The organism is Streptococcus sp. E29BA (genome assembly GCF_041807805.1).
GTDB classification, from domain to species: Bacteria; Bacillota; Bacilli; order Lactobacillales; family Streptococcaceae; genus Streptococcus; species Streptococcus entericus.
Map to the genome: position 1 here is coordinate 39,428 of NZ_JBGTZA010000011.1, position 19,709 is coordinate 59,136.

The 19,709-nt window shown below is 43.9% G+C and carries 17 protein-coding genes and 3 pseudogenes; 6 read left to right on the forward strand and 14 right to left on the reverse strand.

Going from position 1 to position 19,709, the window contains the following annotated elements:
* Window positions 1-93: 93 nt before the first annotated feature.
* The 4 genes from ACERC8_RS03930 to ACERC8_RS03945 all read right to left on the reverse strand — a co-directional run bounded on the left by ACERC8_RS03930 (window position 94) and on the right by ACERC8_RS03945 (window position 1,729).
* Window positions 94-216, reverse strand: a complete 123-nt coding sequence (locus ACERC8_RS03930; RefSeq protein ID WP_373658593.1) for a hypothetical protein — start codon at window positions 214-216, stop codon at window positions 94-96.
* Between the two features lie 2 nt (window positions 217-218).
* Entirely contained in the window at window positions 219-659 is a 441-nt protein-coding gene (locus ACERC8_RS03935) for a hypothetical protein (protein ID WP_373658594.1), read from the reverse strand.
* Window positions 660-902: 243 nt separating this feature from the next.
* The gene (locus tag ACERC8_RS03940; protein WP_373658595.1) at window positions 903-1,514 is read right to left on the reverse strand and encodes a Rha family transcriptional regulator; all 612 of its coding nucleotides are present in this window, start codon (window positions 1,512-1,514) and stop codon (window positions 903-905) included.
* 14 nt (window positions 1,515-1,528) lie between these two features.
* Window positions 1,529-1,729: a helix-turn-helix transcriptional regulator gene (locus ACERC8_RS03945; protein WP_373658596.1), complete on the reverse strand. Its 201-nt coding sequence runs from the start codon at window positions 1,727-1,729 to the stop codon at window positions 1,529-1,531.
* Window positions 1,730-1,951: 222 nt separating this feature from the next.
* On the opposite strand from ACERC8_RS03945, the gene ACERC8_RS03950 reads away from it, so the two are divergent.
* From ACERC8_RS03950 to ACERC8_RS03965, 4 genes and pseudogenes are all read left to right on the forward strand, one after another.
* Window positions 1,952-2,503, forward strand: coding sequence for a helix-turn-helix domain-containing protein (locus tag ACERC8_RS03950; RefSeq protein ID WP_373658597.1), 552 nt, complete (start codon window positions 1,952-1,954; stop codon window positions 2,501-2,503).
* Window positions 2,504-3,219: 716 nt separating this feature from the next.
* On the forward strand, window positions 3,220-3,495 hold the full coding sequence (locus tag ACERC8_RS03955) for a helix-turn-helix transcriptional regulator (RefSeq protein WP_373658598.1): 276 nt from the start codon (window positions 3,220-3,222) through the stop codon (window positions 3,493-3,495).
* A gap of 162 nt (window positions 3,496-3,657) precedes the next feature.
* Entirely contained in the window at window positions 3,658-5,172 is a 1,515-nt protein-coding gene (locus ACERC8_RS03960) for an RNA-binding domain-containing protein (RefSeq protein ID WP_373658599.1), read from the forward strand.
* A 97-nt stretch (window positions 5,173-5,269) separates the two neighbouring features.
* Window positions 5,270-6,432, forward strand: a pseudogene (locus ACERC8_RS03965) (tyrosine-type recombinase/integrase).
* Window positions 6,433-6,586: 154 nt separating this feature from the next.
* Here ACERC8_RS03965 and rpsD read toward each other — a convergent pair.
* The 9 genes and pseudogenes from rpsD to ACERC8_RS04010 form a co-directional block, all read right to left on the reverse strand.
* Window positions 6,587-7,198 (reverse strand): 30S ribosomal protein S4, encoded by a 612-nt coding sequence (rpsD, locus tag ACERC8_RS03970; RefSeq protein ID WP_018368064.1) that lies wholly within the window; start codon window positions 7,196-7,198, stop codon window positions 6,587-6,589.
* A gap of 746 nt (window positions 7,199-7,944) precedes the next feature.
* Complete coding sequence (gene lpdA, locus ACERC8_RS03975) at window positions 7,945-9,705, reverse strand: dihydrolipoyl dehydrogenase (protein WP_373658600.1); 1,761 nt, start codon at window positions 9,703-9,705, stop codon at window positions 7,945-7,947.
* 279 nt (window positions 9,706-9,984) lie between these two features.
* Window positions 9,985-11,388, reverse strand: a complete 1,404-nt coding sequence (locus ACERC8_RS03980) for a dihydrolipoamide acetyltransferase (protein WP_373658601.1) — start codon at window positions 11,386-11,388, stop codon at window positions 9,985-9,987.
* A 176-nt stretch (window positions 11,389-11,564) separates the two neighbouring features.
* Complete coding sequence (locus ACERC8_RS03985; RefSeq protein ID WP_373658602.1) at window positions 11,565-12,560, reverse strand: alpha-ketoacid dehydrogenase subunit beta; 996 nt, start codon at window positions 12,558-12,560, stop codon at window positions 11,565-11,567.
* Between the two features lie 583 nt (window positions 12,561-13,143).
* Window positions 13,144-14,112, reverse strand: coding sequence for a thiamine pyrophosphate-dependent dehydrogenase E1 component subunit alpha (locus ACERC8_RS03990; protein ID WP_018368069.1), 969 nt, complete (start codon window positions 14,110-14,112; stop codon window positions 13,144-13,146).
* A gap of 169 nt (window positions 14,113-14,281) precedes the next feature.
* Complete coding sequence (locus ACERC8_RS03995) at window positions 14,282-14,833, reverse strand: NADPH-dependent FMN reductase (protein WP_373658604.1); 552 nt, start codon at window positions 14,831-14,833, stop codon at window positions 14,282-14,284.
* Window positions 14,834-14,971: 138 nt separating this feature from the next.
* Complete coding sequence (locus ACERC8_RS04000; protein ID WP_373658605.1) at window positions 14,972-15,394, reverse strand: MarR family winged helix-turn-helix transcriptional regulator; 423 nt, start codon at window positions 15,392-15,394, stop codon at window positions 14,972-14,974.
* Between the two features lie 485 nt (window positions 15,395-15,879).
* Window positions 15,880-17,202 (reverse strand): annotated as a pseudogene (locus ACERC8_RS04005) (NtaA/DmoA family FMN-dependent monooxygenase).
* Between the two features lies 1 nt (window position 17,203).
* Window positions 17,204-18,184 (reverse strand): annotated as a pseudogene (locus ACERC8_RS04010) (NAD(P)H-dependent flavin oxidoreductase).
* 118 nt (window positions 18,185-18,302) lie between these two features.
* Here ACERC8_RS04010 and ACERC8_RS04015 point away from each other — a divergent pair.
* Window positions 18,303-18,677 carry a winged helix-turn-helix transcriptional regulator gene (locus tag ACERC8_RS04015; RefSeq protein ID WP_373658606.1) on the forward strand — a complete coding sequence of 125 codons (375 nt, stop codon included), beginning with the start codon at window positions 18,303-18,305 and terminating at the stop codon, window positions 18,675-18,677.
* A 15-nt stretch (window positions 18,678-18,692) separates the two neighbouring features.
* On the opposite strand, the gene ACERC8_RS04020 is transcribed toward ACERC8_RS04015, so the two are convergent.
* Window positions 18,693-18,911 carry a helix-turn-helix transcriptional regulator gene (locus ACERC8_RS04020; protein ID WP_018368440.1) on the reverse strand — a complete coding sequence of 73 codons (219 nt, stop codon included), beginning with the start codon at window positions 18,909-18,911 and terminating at the stop codon, window positions 18,693-18,695.
* 125 nt (window positions 18,912-19,036) lie between these two features.
* On the opposite strand from ACERC8_RS04020, the gene ACERC8_RS04025 reads away from it, so the two are divergent.
* Entirely contained in the window at window positions 19,037-19,579 is a 543-nt protein-coding gene (locus tag ACERC8_RS04025; RefSeq protein ID WP_373658607.1) for a hypothetical protein, read from the forward strand.
* The last annotated feature ends 130 nt before the right edge of the window (window positions 19,580-19,709 follow it).

The following is a 19,709-nucleotide window of genomic DNA, read 5'->3' on the forward strand; positions in this document are numbered from 1 at the left end:
CGTGATTTCTCCGTGATTAAAAGACTTATCTTGTGCTGTTTCTCTGCATAGGATATTTTCAAATAGCTCAAGTTAAACGCTGGGTGATTGCCCCTAGTTGGCCGGCCGCTTAACTTGCCTTACTGTCAGCAGGTCAGCCAATAAAACGGTGACTAGAGGGAGCAGAATAGCCAGCAAAGCTAAAAGCTGGGGCATGGTTAGGTTAAGCTCGTTCATGATTAAATAACACCCCTTGCTTTTAAATCTTCTTTGACTAGACGGCGTAGATAGTACCAGATAGAAAATGAGGACACATCCCCTTGGTCTTCCGTTCTAAAAGTTTCCATCTCTTTTGCTAGCAAATCAAAAAGTAAATAGTTCGGACGTTTTCTATCCAGCAATCTGTTAACCGTTGCCTCTCGCTCGTCCTGTTGGCGTAATTCATTGATCACTGTTTCTACATTAGCTTGATAAAACGCTTCATGGCTGGCTTCACGCTGTTTATAAGTCTCTGATAGCCTGTAAAATTCAATCCATAAAGACGTTATAGCTATTCTGCATTCTTCTGCGATTTCAGTAGCTCCATTATGCCCCTTGGCTATATGCCACTCGCTCAGAATATCCAGCTTTTCCTCAGTCACTTGTAACTTTGCTTCAAAATCCTTAAAAAATTGTTCCATGTTTTACCTCTGTTTTTTGATTTTTTACTATACGGGTTGCCCCTGCTTTTGATGGTCGGGGAAGGGGATAGTTTTAAGAGTTCCCGCTCTCCGTCTGGTCAATCCTAGCCGATTATGGTATAATCTAGCTAGAAAAACTTACTAAAACCCTTGATAACGGCTTGCCTACTGTTTCATGGTGTTCTAGTTTTTTGTCCCAAAGGCTTTGCTGGTTGGTCCCTGTTAAGCCTTTTTTTGTTGCTCTCACGCGCCTTGTGGTCTGAAAACCATGGTCTTGATGTCCTGGTAACTCATGCCCAGGTTGATCATAGCGATAGCCATATCTTCCAAGGCTTGGTATCTCACTAGTTCCTTACTAGTTAAGCTGTCAATACCTGTCAGACCGCCACGGCTTGCCACTAGCTGACGCTTATTCAATCCGCTTGCACCTTTAAGCAATAGGTTTGTAACGGTGCTATGCGCGTGTTTAGGGGCTTCTTCCCAGCGTTCTATGACCTCGTGTAGGGTTTTACGCTTGGGCTTCTCTAAAGCCCTCTGATAGCGAAATTCTGCCACCTCATCACGCATTGCAAAAAATGCTTTGACCAGGTTTTCTTTGAATGTTGCGACCTGCTCTGTATTCTTTAAGAACGTAATCAGCAAGGTTGCTTGTTGCTCGTTTAGAATATAATCTTTTGCCTGTTGTCCACTCGGTAAAGGTCGCATTTGAAATGAGACCTTCCCAAAACGCTCAAGGCGCTCTCTATTCTTTCTGATATGTTCTTGTACTGCGTGATGTTTCACTCCAGCACATTCAGCGATTATCTCGCTTGTGGTGTACGGCTCCTTTTTGCCGTCAAGATAGACTAGGTTCATCTTCTCACTCCTTCCTAACTGTAAAATAGTTCATCAATGGTTATATCTGGCTTAATTTCAGTAACCATAGACTTGATTTTTAGGCGCTCTTTGTCATTGAATGGTGTCTTACCTGTCTCTTTGTTGTTGTAAGACTGTAAAGAGATTTCTAGCTTGTCAGCCATTGCTTGCTGTGTCAGTCCAAGCATGACCCGATAGCCTTTCAGTTTGCTCATGCCGCTCTCCTTTCTTTGAAAAAATCCCCCTCCATAGATTGAAATCATGAAAGGTCGTGGAGGGGTGTAGGATTTGACGTCGTTTTTCGGCGCAATCAAATCTTGATTAAGATTATATCGCCATCTTTTGTCGTTGTCAATAGCTTTTTGAATTTTTTTACGCCATTTTTTGACTTTTTTCTAATTCTTAGTTATAATCACTTTTGAAAGGTCGTGAAATTTATGAACAGATTGAAAGAATTAAGGCAAGAAAAAAAGCTATCTCAAAAAGAAATAGCCCTTGAATTACAAGTGCCACCTAGAACTTATCAACGCTGGGAAAACGGCGAAAGCCAAATCAAACCCGACAAAGCCCAGCAACTGGCGGACTACTTCGGTGTATCAGTGGGGTATCTGTTGGGGTATAGTGATTTTATTTCCCCTAATGATTTTTTGAAAAGCAAAGAAATAGTACATCACGAAAGTGTAGGAGATATAATTGAATTAAAAGCTGAACCTATAGAGCTTCTTCTTTTTGATACTATCGGTGAGAAAAGAGTAGATGAATTTTATGACGCTCTCGTTAACATTGCCAACACTGAGAATAAAAAGTTTGGCTTAGGCGGGTACAGCTCAAAAGAGGAAGCTATGCGTGATATTACCCATCTTGTTAATAATATTTTTAACTTACCTGAAGAATATAGAAAATTACTAGTCTTTTGGTCAATGGGAACACAAAAGCAAAAAGATATAGTTATGGAAATAGCCCAAGAGTTTGCTAACACTATCGATTAACCCACGCGCCATAATCCATTCTACGCCCCACCAGAAGCTTCCTACTGGGCTTCTAACGACTTCAAAACTCTTAGGGGTATCTTTCCCCTCCAAAAAGTTTAGGCTCTCAAAACGCCTGCTAGAGCCTTCTCACAATCCAAATAGAAAGGCGGTACCTATGCCCTACTCAAATAGCTATCTTGATGATGTCCTGGTTCGCATGTCCTACCATTCCAGCGGGATTGAGGGCAACACCATCACGCACCCACAACCTGCCTATATAGGCTCGGTGGGTTAACATTCCCAACTATCAACCATCGCTTGACAGTTGCCCTATACAGGTTTTTACATTAGGATTTCTTAGTAATCACACTCTACTAACATGGATAAAAGGCTATTTCTAGGCGTTATTAGCCATCTTGGTTCTACCAACTTTTTTCCTACTTTTTCCAACATTTTCCTATATACGGGATATGTCTATACTTAAGGGTGTAGTCTATCCTCATACTTTCACATACCTACCACAAATCCAAAAGAAAAAACGGACTTATAGAAGTCCGCTTGTGGGGTGCGTGATTGATCAAACACCTAACTTAGCTATCAGAATTAAGCAGGCGCATAATCATTTTTTTGAAAACCGCATACACAAATTAGGCTTCTGGACAAGGTCATATAATGCCGTATATTGTGCGCCTGTTTAATTGTGACTTTACTGTTCCTAGAAAGGAAATCGAAACATGGATAAATTAATGCAACAAATGGCTGATAAGTTTGGTGATATGATCCAGGCTGTAATCATTGAAAAAACAAAAGTCATTGATATTGATCAGACATTGCCCCTGGAACTTAACCAAAAACAATTGGCAACTTTGCTCGGTTGTTCTACAAGTCGCTTACCTGAATTTATTTATCGGAAAGATTTTCCTAAGATTGATAGAGGATATGGAAGAAGATTAGCTTTTCCGAGAGATGCAGTAAGGGAATGGTATAACAATAACTGGCACAAGTTATAAACAAATTAACTAAGATGATTTTTAAACTTTCCCGCGCGTGTGCGAATGCGTGTGCGAATTGATTGTTATCGATAAATCCTTTAATAACGCCTTTTGCTAACAGGAAACAAACTTATTAGTCTGCGCGTGTGCGAATGCGTGTGCGAATTGATTGGAGAAAAAATGAGAAAATACGATATACAAAAATTGTTATTATCAGGGGAGAACCAAAGTGTCGAATTTAAAGAAGCTAAAAATTCTTTCCCTAAAGACGGTATGAAAACAATTTGTTCCTTCGCTAATACAAATAATGGTCTGTTAATTCTAGGGGTCTCAGAAAACACAAAGAGTAAAGATTTTTATATTTCCGGCGTTAATGATTCCGATAAAGTACTGGACGAATTATATAGTTTACTTAATAACCCTAATAAAATTAATAGAAATGTGATTAATGAAGAAAGTGTTGAAGTCACAAATATAAAAGGAAAAGAGATTATCATTATCCCTGTTAACAAGGTTGACTACAAGGATAAACCTATATATCTTAATGACAATATAGCATCTACCTATTTTCGTCAGGGGACTGGTGATTTTAGGTGTTCACAAGAACAAATCAATGCGATGCTAAGAGATTCTGCAAAAGAAAGTTTTGATAGTACACTTGTTCAGGATTTCTCTATTTTAGATTTAGATAGAGAAACAATAAACCGTTATAGAGAAAAGTTCGATAATATTAATGCTGAGCACCCTTTTTCCAAATTAGACACCGAGCAATTTCTCTTAAAAATAAACGCTCTACGAAGAGATCGTACAGACAATAAAATAAAACCAACTGTGGCTGGATTATTAATTTTTGGAACACATAATGCCATAAAAGAGTTTATTCCTCACTATAACGTAGAATATGTTTTAAAAGAATTTACCGAAAATAATCGATTTAAAGACCGAGTAATCTATGATGGTACGTGGGGAGAAGATAATCTTTTTAATTTCTTTCACCTAGTTATCGAAAAATTGTATCTAACTTTAAATGACAACTCTAACATTCAAGAAAATTCTATGAATAGAATTGGGATTTCAAAGTTACGAATTGCAATTCGTGAGGCATTCGTTAACAGCCTTATTCATAGTGATTATAAAAGCGAAAAAGGGATAATGGTAATTAGATACTCTGATAGATATATATTCACAAATGGCGGAACACTTAGAATTGACCTAAAGGACTTTTTTAGTGGGGCACATTCTGATCCAAGAAACTACTTAATACAAGAAATTTTTAGGTTTTTAAATTTATGTGAAAAAGCGGGAACTGGTATCCCTAAAATAATGGAAGCAGTTAAAGAGAGTCATTTAAAGTATCCCAAATTACGAACTGAATTAGACTCAGTTGAACTTACATTATGGGATACTTCCCTTATAGATAACCTAGATATTGATAACGAACATGAGAAAAAAATATTAGAGTTAATAATCGAAAACCGTTTCATAACAAGAGAGACTTTGGAAGAAAAACTAAAAATCCATAAAAATACAATTTTAAAATATTTAAAAAAATTAGTGGAAAAACAAGCTATCAATAAATTCAAATCTGGTAGACAATACGTATACTTTATTGCACAAAACCAAGATCCTGAATTTCAAAAATATAACCACATTGATGCTATGTATTCTCTACTAGAAGAAATGAAACGAAAATAAAGGCCTTCTCGTAAGCCCTGACATGATATAAACCTAACCCCAATCTAAAACCTTTGATAACGGCTTGCCTGCTGATAGTTAGAAAAGAGGTTAGACAATGAACATTACAGAACATAAAAAGAAAAATGGGGTAACAGTTTACCGGGCTAGTGTTTACCTGGGCATTGATAAGCTAACAGGTAAGAAAGCACGCACCACGGTCACGGCTTCCACCAAAAAAGGGGTAAAAATCAAGGTTAGGGAGGCGGTCAACGCTTTTGTGGCTAATGGGAATTGCTCAAAGGCTAAACCAACCATCACAACTTACAAGGAACTGGTGACCCTATGGTGGGAAAGCTACCACCATACCATCAAACCAAACTCCCAGCAATCCATGGAAGGCATTGTAAGGCTTCATATTTTGCCTGTATTTGGCGATTACAAGCTAGATAAGCTGACTACTCCAGTTATCCAGCAACAGGTCAACAAATGGGCTGATAGAGCCAATAGAGGAGTAAAGGGAGCATACGCTAATTATAGCTTTCTCAACAATATCAACCGCCGCATTCTCCAGTACGGGGTCACTATGCAACTGATCCCGCATAACCCTGCCCGTGATGTCATTGTGCCACGTAAGCAACAAAATAAAGAACAGAAAGTCAAATTTTTCAGCAATCAGGAGCTTAAACAGTTCTTGGCTTACCTCGATAGCCTAGACTTGTCCGATTATGGAACGTTTTTTGACTAGTGCTTTACAAGGTCTTACTGGCCAGCGGTTGCCGTATCGGCGAAGCCCTAGCCCTAGAATGGTCTGATATTGACCTAGAGCAGGGGACTATCAGCATATCCAAAACCCTAAACAGGTATCAGGAAACCAACACGCCAAAGTCTAAGGCTGGGGTGCGTGATATTGAGATAGACAAAGCTACCGTTTTGCTCCTGAAACAATACAAAAAACGCCAGCAAGTCCAAAGCTGGCAACTGGGACGGTCTGAAACAGTTGTCTTTACACCTCTTACCACCAAGTACGCCCATGCCTGCATGTTGAGAAAGAGGCTGCAAGGCCATTTTAAGGCTGCTGGCGTTCCTGATATTAGTTTCCATGGTTTTCGCCATACGCACGCCACTATCATGCTCTACGCTGGGATTGAGCCTAAAGACCTCCAGTATAGGCTGGGGCATTCTAATATAGCCATGACCCTAAACACCTATGTCCACGCCACCCAAGAGGGGGCTAAAAAAGCCGTCTCAATCTTTGAGGCAGCTATCAGCAATCTATAAAAACAAGGGTGTCGCATTTTGCGACGACCCTCTTACTTAACCCAATTTCTCCCAGGGGTAGTAAAAAGGGTAGTAAAATCAAAAAAGCACCTTGGGATAGAGCCCCAAAGTGCTTGATATAAAGGCATTTCTGCCCCATACTTCCAAAAAAGTATTACAACATTTTGTTGTAGAATTCAACGATAAGGGCTTCGTTAATTTCTGGGTGGATTTCATCACGCTCTGGCAAACGAGTGAGTGAACCTTCCAATTTTTCAGCATCGAATGACACGAAAGCTGGGCGTCCAAGAGTTGCTTCAACAGCTTCAAGGATTGCTGGTACTTTCAATGATTTTTCACGAACTGAAATCACTTGACCTACTTCAACACGGTAAGATGGGATATCTACGCGTTTACCGTCAACAAGAATATGACCGTGGTTAACAAACTGACGCGCTTGACGGCGAGTTGTTGCCAAACCAAGACGATAAACGACGTTGTCTAAACGACGCTCAAGCAAAAGCATAAAGTTGAAACCAAGCGTACCCTGTTTAATTTTAGTCGCTTGTACGAAAAGGTTACGGAATTGTTTTTCACCCATACCAAAAGTGAAACGTAATTTTTGCTTTTCAGCTAACTGTAAACCGTATTCTGACAATTTAGAACGGTTGTTTGGTCCGTGTTGTCCTGGGACGTAGTTACGGCGAGCAAGCTCTTTACCTGTACCTGTAAGTGAAAGACCCAAACGACGAGCTTGTTTCCAAGATGGTCCTGTATAACGTGACATAGCAATGTCCTCCATAAAATAAATTTTTATGGAAATAACGATGTAGACAAACCTAATTCGTGCAGCTTGCCTTCGCCCAAACAGCAAAGGTTACTGGTATTTCAGACAAGCTGTTGACGAGCTTTATTTTGTCCTGCTGTTATTTCACACAAATGATATTATATCACAAAAATATAGCCTTGACAAGCACTTTCACTGTTTTTTATCATTCGCCATCTTCTACAAAACATCTACTTACAAGCACCTACCAGAAACCGAGCACAGACAAATGCGAGCATCCAGCTCAAAACATATGATACCCACAGTGACCTTAAACCTGATATTGTCTATTTCTCTGAACTCTTATCCGAAAGGCACCCTACCAAGCTGGCTATCGCCTAAAACTCAGAGAAAGAAAAGACCAACGATTGAAAAAACTGGCTAAACTGACAGAAGAAGCGCAGAGCAGACCGGACTCCTACCAAGGGCTTGCGACTTTCTAGAAATGCCTGAGAAAATGGGCTAGGAAGAAGTTAAAAGGGAGCTGGTGCAGATGGATGACCGTCACTAAAGCGTAGTTTGGAGATTCCTCTTCATATACCATTACAATGCCTCTGAGCACATCGCTGGATTCTTACTTTTTACAACGAACAAAACCCTCGTTTGACAACAACGAGAGCTTCATTCTAGTTTGAGATTGAGCAAGCTGCCCATAAGTAGAGCTTGCTCAGCTTGTCCCTTGCTTTCGCAAGATGACAGAGTTAAGCTTACTTACGTTTTGGTGGGTTGTGGATGGCCACACCAAGTACATCAAGGAAGGCTTCGTACATCACCTCAGAGAAGGTTGGGTGTCCATGGATGGATGCCGCAACATCGTCGATGGTCAATTCAGCTTCCATGATGGTGGCTGCTTCGTTGATCATATCTGCAGCGATCGGACCGATGATGTGAACACCAAGGATTTCATGGTATTTCTTCTCCGCAATGACCTTCACAAAACCGTGAGCTTCGCTAGAGGCGATGGCACGACCGTTACCAGTAAAGCTGTTGCGACCGATGATAATGTTGTCTTTGCCATATTTCTCGATGGCTTGCTCTTCGGTCAAACCAACCATGGCAATTTCTGGATGTGTGTAAACAGCAGCTGGTGTGAAGTCCAATTTTGCTTTGTGGTGGTTGCCTTGCATCGCGTTTTCAGCAGCCACTTCACCCATACGGTAAGCCGCGTGAGCGAGCATCTTCGTACCATTGACGTCACCAGGAGCGTAGATACCTGGGATAGAGGTTTCTTGGTAGGCATTAACTTTGATACGACCGCGGTCCATTTCAAGGTTGAGGTTTTCAAGTCCAGCCATCTGTGGCACACGTCCGATAGAAAGAAGGGCTTTTTCAGCGACGACTTCTTCACCATTGTTGAGTTTGATGGTCAACTGGTTGTTGGCTTCAACAATCTCAGAGACACCTACAGATGTCAAGAACTTCATGCCTTTCTTAGAAAGGACTTTTTGAAGCTCAAGAGAGATTTCACGGTCCATACCTGGAATGATACGGTCAGCCATCTCGATAACGGTCACCTCGACACCGTAAGATGCCCATACCAAACCAAGCTCAACACCGACAACGCCACCACCCATAACAGCGAGGGATTTCGGCATTTCACGCAGGTCAAGGATATCATCAGAGGTCAACACCAACTTAGAATCAATCCCTGGAATGTTGATGCGAGACACTTTTGAACCTGTCGCCAAGATGATAGAGCGACCTTTGATGGTTTCTGAACCGATGGTTACTGTCTTATCAGGGTTGACTTGACCAAGACCTTTGAAGATGGTTACCTTGTTGGCTTTCAAGAGACCTTGAACACCACCAGTGAGGGTTTTTACAACTGTGTTCTTGAAGTCAACGGTCTTATCCATGTCGATGGTGTAGTTGGTTGACGCCAAGTTGATGCCACGACCAGCTGCGATTTTCAAACCGTCAAGGATTTCAGCATTTTTGAGGTAGGTCTTAGTTGGGATACAGCCGACGTTTAAGCAGGTACCACCAAATTCAGACTTCTCTACGATGGCGATTTTTCCACCGAGTTGGGCACCACGGATAGCCGCATAGTAACCAGCAGGACCACCACCGACTACGATGATGTCGTACTCATCAGCTGCCAATTCTGCTTTTGGCGCTTGTGCCGCTTGAGCTGGAGCTGCTGGCACTTCCAAACCTGCTGCCTTGAGGTCTGCTTCTGCCTTAGCCACATCAGCTGCGGCTGGAGCTGCTCCTTCTTCAACTACTTCACCTTCAGCGCCGATATAGGCAATCACTTCTGTAACAGGCACTACTTCACCGTTGCCACGAACGATTTTCAAGAGAACACCTGAATCTTCTGCTTCCAGTTCCATATTGGTCTTGTCAGACATGATTTCAAGAAGGACATCACCTTCGTTGACGACATCACCGACTTGTTTTTTCCACTCGATGATTTCACCTTCTTGCATGTCCACACCGAGTTTTGGCATAATGACTTCTACTGCCATGATTTTCTCCTTTTTATGGTTTCTTTTTGATACTGACTGAGGTGGTCGGGACGCAAGGCAAATCATAACGTCAATTCCCGTCAGAATTGACTATGATTTGCACTAGTTTGGAAAATAATTATTATCGAATTGTTTTCCAAACGTCGCAACTTTCCATTTTGAATGTCATGGCTAAACGGAAAGCCTGTAGTCTTTCCGTTTGCCTGTATCATTGCCTCTAGCAATGATACTATAATCACGGCGTCAGTATCTACTGTGCTCGCTAACGCTCGCTTATTTTTAAATCAACAACTCCAATGGATTCTCAAGCAAGTTCTTGAGATCCACCATGAACTTGGCACCGTTCATACCATCTACGATACGGTGGTCGATGGTCAAGCACAGTCCCATGATTGGGCGGATTTTCACTTCGCCATCCACTACAACTGGGGTTTGTACTGTTGCTGCCACACCCAGAATCGCTGAGTTTGGCTGGTTGATGATTGGGTTGAAGGATTTCGTGCCAAACATTCCCAAGTTGGTGATAGAGAAGGTTGAACCTGACATTTCGTTAGACTTGAGCTTGCCAGATTGGGCTTTCTTGATGACATCCTTAGACGCTACCACAAAGTCAGACAAACTCATCTTGTCTGCACCGTGAACAACTGGTACGACCAGACCAGCGTCCAGACCAACGGCGATACCGAGGTTGACGAAGCGGTGGAGTTCAATCTCTTCAGCATTGTTGATGAGAGAGGCATTGAGGTACTCGTGTTCTGGTTTCATGAGGGTACGCACGACCGCCAGACCAATCAAGTCGGTAAAGGTCACTTTGAGACCTGTCTTATTCATGATTGGCTCAAGGACTTGCTTACGAAGCGCCATGAGGTTGGCCATGTCGATATCGTAGTTAAGCGTAAATGTTGGTGCTGTCAGGTAAGAGTTGACCATACCTTTTGAAATCGCCTTACGCATGGCAGACATCTTGATGACTTCAACGCCTTCTGGCAATTCCTTGGCTGGTTTTTCTTCCTTGGCAGGCGCAGCTGGTGCTTGCGCTTGTGCTGGAGCAATAGCTGCCAGAACGTCCTCTTTGGTGATTTTGCCACCGACACCTGTTCCTGTCAAGCTAGCCAAATCAACACCTTCGCCTGCAGCGATACGGCGTGCTAATGGTGTCGCTTTAGGAACTGCACCCTTGAAGGCCTCAACGTCGTCCTTATGGACACGACCGTTGGCACCTGTTCCTGTAACAAGGTCAAGGTCAATACCCAAATCACGAGCCACCTTACGAGCCGCTGGGGTCGCACGGACTTTTTCACCCGCTGGGCGTTTAAATGCAGGTACTGGCTGCTCAGACTTCGCAGGTACAGCAGCTTCTGGCTCTTCTGTTGCCACAACTGGTGCATCACTGATAGACGGAGACGCTTCTGCAACAGCCTCGCCAGACGTCTCAACTGTTTCGCCTGCTTCACCGAGGTAACCGATGATTTCAGTGACTGGCACAACCTCACCGTCGCCACGAACGATTTTAATCAGGATACCAGAATCTTCCGCTTCCAGCTCCATATTTGTCTTGTCTGACATGATTTCGAGGAGAACGTCGCCCTCTTTGACAACGTCGCCCTCTTTCTTTTTCCACTCGATGATTTCGCCTTCTTGCATGTCCACACCGAGTTTTGGCATAATAATTTCGATTGCCATGGGGGTTCCTTTCTTTGTGTTATTTTTTTGGTTAATGGCGGAGCTAGTCAATTACTACTGACTAGCAGCCAGACACCTTCAGATAAGCTCAGTCTCGTCAAGCAGTCATAGACACCACTGATAGTCGTACAAGACCACCTAACGAAGAACAAGCAAAACTAAAAGAGTCTGAGCGATTAGCCCTTGTTAACAGACTTGTAGATAGCAGCCTTAATCTTCTCAACAGTTGGAAGCATGGCTTGCTCAAGAACACGGGCATAAGGAACTGGCACATCTTCTGATGCCAAGCGAATGATTGGCGCATCAAGGTAATCAAAAGCGTCACTCTCAGCAACTTGTGAAGCAATCTCACCGATGAAGCCACCTGTTTTGTAAGCGTCGTTGACCAAAATCAGGCGACCTGTTTTCTTAACAGAGTTGAAAATCATCTCTTTGTCAAGCGGAATCAGGGTACGTGGGTCAACAACTTCAACGCTGATGCCTTCAGCAGCCACTTCGTCAGCAGCTTGGATAACGCGCTCAAGCATACGACCGTAAGACACGATGGTCACGTCAGTACCTTCACGTTTGATATCACCTTTACCAAGTGGAATGTAGAAATCTGGATCTTGGTTAACTTCTTCTTTTTTACCGTAAAGGGCTTTTGGCTCCATGAAGATAACGATGTTGTTATCGCGGATAGATGACTTCAAAAGACCTTTAGCTTCGTTAGCGGTACCAGGGGCAACCACTTTGATTCCTGGAATATGTGTCAACCACGCTTCAAGTGACTGGGAGTGCTGCGCTGCAGAACCGATACCTGAGCCTGATGCGACACGGTAAGTGACAGGGGTAATGAGGCCACCACCGAACATGTAGTTGTTTTTTGCACCGTTGTTCACAATCGCATCAAGGGCAATGGTGATGAAGTCCATGAAGGTCAAGTCAATGATTGGACGTAGACCAGTGATTGCCGCACCAACCGCTGCACCAGCGATTGCCGCTTCTGAGATAGGCGTGTCGCGAACGCGTTTTTCGCCAAATTCAGCTAACATGCCGACAGAGGTACCGAAGTCACCACCGTAGACACCAACGTCTTCACCCATCAGGAAGACATTTTCGTCTTTACGCATTTCTTCGCTCATGGCAAGGTTAATCGCCTCACGCAGAGCCATCAATTTTGTTTCAGCCATTTTGTGTGTTTCTCCTGTGTTGTTTATGAAAAGATTTTTTCCAATGATTGTTTTCTTTTTGATAGATTCTTAGGTGGCAGGGACGGAAGCGACTGCCTACGGCATTCCTAAGTTTTGAGCCTAAGGTCTCAAAACTTCCCTTGTGGCATCAGCTTAAAATCTGATGTCACCTTTGCCACAGCGACTCTATCGCCTAATTGCTCGCTTCGCTCGCTGATTTGTCCAGCAAGCATCGGCTCTTTTTAGCCTACGACACGGGGTTATCGCTGTCGATAACACAGCGATAACGTAGTTAGTAAGGTCAGTAGGCAGACCGCCATAGCGGAACCCGAATCATTCAGATTTCAGTCTGAATATCCTACAACCACGCAGTAGACAGCTGGCTCTGCCGTCGCTAAACGCTCGGCAATCCCCTAGTTGTCCTTGCGGGGGTCTCGCAACGGAGTGACAAAGTCACTCCTGCTCGGCCGCCTACCAACTGAACACGGGCTAAAATCCTAGAAAAATCTCACCCTCCCTTGTGTGCAAGCACACAGCGGTCGGTCTACGATTTTTTTACGGATTTTTTAACGCCCTTTGTATCTTAGTCTACCCAAACATCCTCAAAGGCTACTGAGAGTTCTGGGTCTGGACTGTTTACGGCAAATTCATAGGCATCGTCGACTTCTTTAACCACTTGAGCATCGATGGCATCAAGCTCCTCGTGCGTCGCAATTCCTTCTTTGGTCAAGTAGTCGCGGTACTTGATCATTGGGTCTTTTTTCTTCCACTCTTCAACTTCTTCTTTGGTACGGTAAACACCGGCATCCGCTGTTGAGTGCCCGAACCAACGGTAAGAAATCACTTCAACGATAGCTGGTCCGTTTCCACCACGCACATGCTCAACTGCTTTGCCCATTGTTTCGTAAACCGCCAACACATCGTTTCCGTCTTCTACGTAGAAGCCCGGGATCCCGTAAGCTTCCGCACGTGTGTAAAGGTGAGGCGTGTTTGTCGCTTTTTTGATATCCATAGAGATACCATAGCCGTTGTTGATGATGAAGAAAATCACAGGGAGTTTCCATGTTGCTGCCATGTTCACAGACTCGTGGAATGACCCTTCGTTGGTCGCACCGTCACCTGAGAAAGCAACAGCGATGTTGTTGGTGCCTTTGTACTGTTGGGTAAGAGCTGCACCGACAGCCATGGCGTAACCACCACCAACAATACCGTTAGTACCGTAGTTGCCACGTTTGAAGTCTGCCAAGTGCATAGAGCCACCACGGCCTTTAGATACACCTGTCACTTTACCAGCAAGCTCAGCCATCATGGCATTCAAATCCATGTCTTGCGCGATAGACTGACCGTGACCACGGTGGTTTGAGAAGAAGCAATCATCATAAGTCAAGTGTTGTACTGCACCAACGTTGGCAGCTTCTTCACCAACTGAGAAGTGGGTCATCCCTTGAACAAAGCCACGACGAACCAGTTTGTTAATCCGCATATCGAATTCACGAATGCGCTGCATTTTTAGATACATTTCCAAATGTGTCTCTTTTGAGAGTGTTACCATTTCGGCCTCCAAATTTTTTAGATTACCTTATTATTTTATCGGAAAAATTCACAAAGTGCAAGAATTTCAACCGCTTTCTCAACTGTTATAGGTCAGTTTCGGTTTTTAAAAAGTTGTTTTTTTCACAAAGTAAAAATCTCGTTCAAAACGAACAAGATTTTTAGTAAGCTTAGTTAATGGCAGTTAAAACCGCATCTGCTTGAGCAGAGAGTTTAGCAATCGTTTCTTCAGAAACGGTCAACTCACCTGTTGCCCAAGCTTCTGGGTTAACCAAAGCGCCAGTGAACTCACCAACAGGTTGAGTACGGATGAAAGTCAAGAGTTGTTGGAACTCTGGGAAGAGGTGGTCGTGACCTGCGTTAGCCACTGATGACACAGTCGTTACTTTTGAATCAATCGCTGATGGACCGCGAGTTTCTGACAAATCAAGAGCACGGCTGAGCCAATCAGTCAAGTTTTTCAAGACACCTGGGATAGAGAAGTTGTAGATTGGTGAGAAGAACCATACCGCATCAGCAGCAAGCACCGCATCACGCACAGCTTGTACCGCAGGAAGCGTTGGGACTTCCAATTCTTGGTTAAAGAGTGGCACTTGACTGTAGTCCAAGTAAGTCACTGTTGCACCTTTCTCAGCTAAAACCTTCTCAGCAGCTTGAGCCAACTGGTGGTTAAATGACCCTTGACGCAGTGACCCTACGATAAACAAAATATTTTTTGACATAACTGTTTCCTCCTTTTTTGAAAACAACGATTTGATTGAAGTAATGATAGACATGCTATCTCCTTAAAATAGATTTACAGCAGATATTACTATATAGTTATTATACAACAGGCTAAAAAAATTTGTAAAGTCTTTTGCTTACAAATTTTTGAATTTTTTAAGCAGGGTAATCAACTGCTCTTGTTCATCATCGGTCAGAACAAACATGGCCTCTTCGACCTTGGTTAAATGCTCTGGCAGGACACGCTCGATTAACGCACGACCCGCTTCAGTCAAACCAACGAGCTTAGCACGTTTATCCTCAGGACAAGTTTTTGTCCACACCCAGCCATTTTTTTCCATATTTTTAATGACCACGGTCATGTTACCAGAAGTCGCTAATAAGCCTGATAAAATCTGCCCAACTTTTTGCTCCCCTTTGCTGTAGAGGTAATCCAACACGCCAAACTGGGTATGGGTGATGCCATACTCGCGTAGATTCGGCACAACATAATTATCGATCGTCAACTGTGCCTTTCGAAAGACAATATTAGCTTTCTGGGCTAGTCTTTTCTCATTCATGATTTTTCCTCCATACGATATCCGCTATTTATCCTACTATATGACCGATAATAAAGTCAAGATAGGAGACTGCAAAAAAAATAATGACGCACAAGCGGTCATCTGGCAACACGCAACGCTGTCCATCACTCTACACATCGCTTAAACAAGCTAAAATTAGCTGTTTGAGGCGGCAAATTGAGCAAGAAAACGTTCCCTTATATATTGTACGGGCTATTCAACCAATAGAGCTATCGTTCACTCGGTGTTCGTCCCGCTAAGGTTTAACAGCCTTAACGCACTCAACAGTGAGGCATTGCCTAATCGGATCTCAAAAACTACCTCTGAACTGGCAGTAACGCTCAAGAATCGCTTCCCTATTTTAATGACAATAAAATCGAGAGTCTGGGAGCTTTACCCAACCTCTCTACAAGAATCTTTCAAAACATGTTATAGCGAGCACATCATTTCTATGCTCAACTGATAACATCTACTTGTCCGAAAAACTAATCCCTCACCCCATACTGGTAAGGTACACCGAGGTGCTCCCGTAGGGTTTCACCTTCATAATCCTTATGGAAAATGCCGCGTTCTTGGAGAATTGGGACGACTTTGTCGACAAAGCGAGGCAAATCGACGGCATAGACATCTGGAATGACCCAGAAGCCATCTGCAACCCCTGCTTCAAACCAAGCCGTCATGTGGTCAGCAATGTCCGTAGCATTCCCGACCGCTGTAAGGTGGTAGTCAATCACTGAATGATAGACGATTTCTCGCAAGGTCCAGCCTTCACGCGCTACCTTGAGGACATTTTCCAGACGTGGGTCGCTGTAAGGGGTGACCTGTACGGCATCCAAAATCTCTGGCGCAATCGGGCACTCAATATCAGCAGGCGTAAACTGGACGCCTAGCACATAGCCGATATGGGCGATGCGTTGCAAAAAGGTCTCACCATCGATAAAGCTAGCGTGGCGCTCTAGCGCAGCTTTCTTGTTATCCGCTAGCAAGGGCATGAGCCCTGCGATAAATTTGATGTCATCAGGGTGTCGCCCATTGTCCATAGCAGCTTGGCGAAGCGCTTGACGCATGGCTTGACCTTGCTCGATAGTCCAGACTTCACCGACAAAAACATTGGCATATTTGCCAGCGTAGGCAATGCTATTTTCCGACCCACCCGAGTGAAAAATGACTGGCTAGCCTTGCCTGGACGTTGGGATTGGCAGAGTACCTGCTGTCTGCACATAGTCGCCCTTGATGCTAACAGCTTTGACCTGGTCGTAGTCGGCAAATTCCTTGGTCTGGTGGTTGAGTTTAAGGGCGTCCTTTCCCCATGTTGCCCAGAGCTGTTGCACAGCCTCTGTAAATTCATAGGCCTTGCCATAGCGGTCAAAGCTGGTGGCTAGATTGACCCCGTAAGCATTGGCACTGACCCCGTTGGCCCCTGTGACCGCATTCCAAGCCACCCGCCCGTGCGTCAGCGCATCCAGCGTTTTGAACTGTCTAGCCAACTCATAGGGATTGGACCAAGAAGTCGCCCGCGTAATCCCCAGACCGATACGTGAGGTCTGGCTGCCTATGATACTGGCAATCAGCAAGGGATCCAAGCCCATGGTCTGCATGTCGCTGTTATGCGCTGCCTTGGTACCCGGAAAATCACCAAAGAACATGAACTGGAACTTGCCTTTTTCAGCCAGCTGAGCCGCTTGAATATCGACTGAAAGGTCTGGATACTCCGAGAGTTTAACCTCTGGGTCCAACCACGATCGAAAATTTAAACCTGCCGCACCAAACATGGCGAGGCCAATCATCATTTGTTTCTTATCTGCCATCTTATACTAAATCCTCAATACCACTCATCAATTTATCCATAATCACTGCCACAGGCTCAATCTTGTCAATCAGGGAAATTCCCAAACCAAAGGACGCAAAGCCTTTGCTGAGGTCGCCAAAGAGCATGCCATCACGCATCCCATTGTAGCCACGCTGTACCTCGAAAATCTCTTGCTCTGTTGCTCCTGCTTGACTCATTTCCAAGAGTTTGTTGGGAATGTCGCCCGGTAAAGAGCGGTAGTAGGCAGGTACTGTGCGGTAGAGCAGCAGGTCAGAAGCTGTCGCTTTGAGCGCCATTTCCTTGATGTTATCCGCCAAAATGGCTTCTTCAGCCATCATGAAGGCTGTACCAACATAGAGCCCTTCCGCACCGAGGGCAAAGGCTGCGCAGGCCGTCCGAGCGTCCGCAATCCCACCAGCTGCCATGACAGGGACACGTCCTTTTGCAGCATCGACAATCATCGGTACGATGGAAAAAGTGCCGATGACCTTCTCAGGTACTGTTCCCCCTTCATCAAAACCAGTTGCCACTATGATGTCAGCACTACCTTGGATGGCTTCCTAGGTGTTTTCGACGGTTGGCGTACCGGCACGAAAGACGACTTTGATGCCTTTTTCCTTAAATTTCGCTGTCCAGAAGGCGGAAAATTCACCGACCATGACTGCAACCTGAACCCCTTCTTCCACCATCAGCTCAAGCATAGGGCCTGTGAAGATGTCGGTCAACTCATGACCAGGAGCGACGTTAATGCCTAACGGTTTATCCGTTATCTCACGGGCGATGCGGATTTCCCACCGCATGTTTTCGATGGTTTCCTCCACCGTCGTTTCTGCAACGGTCTGACCTGCACTGATACCAAGAACTCCCAAACCACCTGCGGCTCTGACAGCGCCAGCGTATTGACCGTTGGTCAACCAAGCCAGAGGGCCTTGGATGATAGGTTTTTTAATCCCTAAAATGTCTGTAATCCGATTTGTCATCTGTTTTTCTCCTTTATCTGTGATACAATAAGTCTAACAGTTGCTTGACCCCTTGCCAAGACGGCAATTAAAAGTGGTCTGGTACACTTTTTTGTACTTTTTGATAGAAAGGGCGTTTATGGTCAAAATTTGTCCTCAAGGATTTTTCCCAGAAGATTTGGAAAACCCAACTCCACTCTTTTTTCTGCTCTACACCCACACCCTGCTCTCTGGACGATGGAAACCCATGATTCTCGAGTTTTTGGACAAGGGTGCCCAGCGTTTCAGCAGTATTCAGAAGCATCTGGGCAATCTCTTCCAAGGTTCTCTAACCAAGCAACTCAAGGAAATGGAGGCTGACAAGCTCATCGCTCGTACAGTTTATCCAGAGGTCCCACCGCGTGTTGAGTATCACCTGACAGACAAGGGCAGAGACTTGCTGCCTCTGCTTGAGCTGATGGTGGCATTTGGAGAGAGGTATCAGGGAGATGTCTCCACAAATATTAAAAGGTAGCGCAAGAGAACAACGCTACCTTTTATTTTCTCCACTACCATCATCAACAAAAGTCACCACATCATTTGGGCTACAGTCTAAAATCACACACAGTTTTTCTAGTGTTAATAAGGTAATATTTTTATTCTTTTTCAAACCATCCAGCGTCTTGTTATCAATACCTGCTTTCAGCAGTCGGTACTGAGAAATATTTTTGCGCTCCATGGTCGCCCAAAGTGGGGCAAAACTAATCATCAGACCGACTCCTTTCTGATTATTATTTTATCGTTCATGTGGTTATTTTCATATTGTGTTTATAAACACAATATGTTATACTTTGCTTGTGGATATACCCACAATATCAAAAAGGAGATGCTTCAATGAAACGACAATTACTAACACTTTCAGCCCTAGCGCTCACTAGTTTCGCTTTGGTAGCCTGTAACTCAACTAAAGAGGCATCAACTAAAGACAGCAGTCAGCCATCTGTTGTTAAGGCATCTAGCGAAACTTCCCAAAGCTCATCAGTCAAAACAAGTTCAACAAAAAAAGAGTATTCCCTCGGAGAGAAAATTAATATAGAAGATAAGGCAGAAGTCACCATTAAATCAGTTGCTTATACTGACGAACGCAATCAATTTTCAGATGCTCAACCTGATAAAGTCATTGTCGTAACCTATGATGTGACCAATCTATCTGAGGATGACTACTTTGTTGGATCAGAGTTAACACTCTACATCAATGGTAAAAAAATGGAGTCCTATCCTGTTGCGACTACTCTTGAAACAATTTCCGCTGGTCGAACTTATGAAAATGCCACTCAAGCCTTTGGTATCTCAGAAACTGGCAAAGGTGAGATTGAAATAAAACCATCTTGGAGTTGGGGAACAAAACCTGTTGTTGTCGCCTTTACACTTGAATAATAAAAAATCGCTCCGCTGATGACGGGGCGATTTCTCGTGTTTATTAGAGATAGTTGGCTCTATAATTTCTGTAGTGGGTAAATCCACCATGGAGATTATAGAGCCTTTTGAGTGTAGAAAAAAAGTTCCA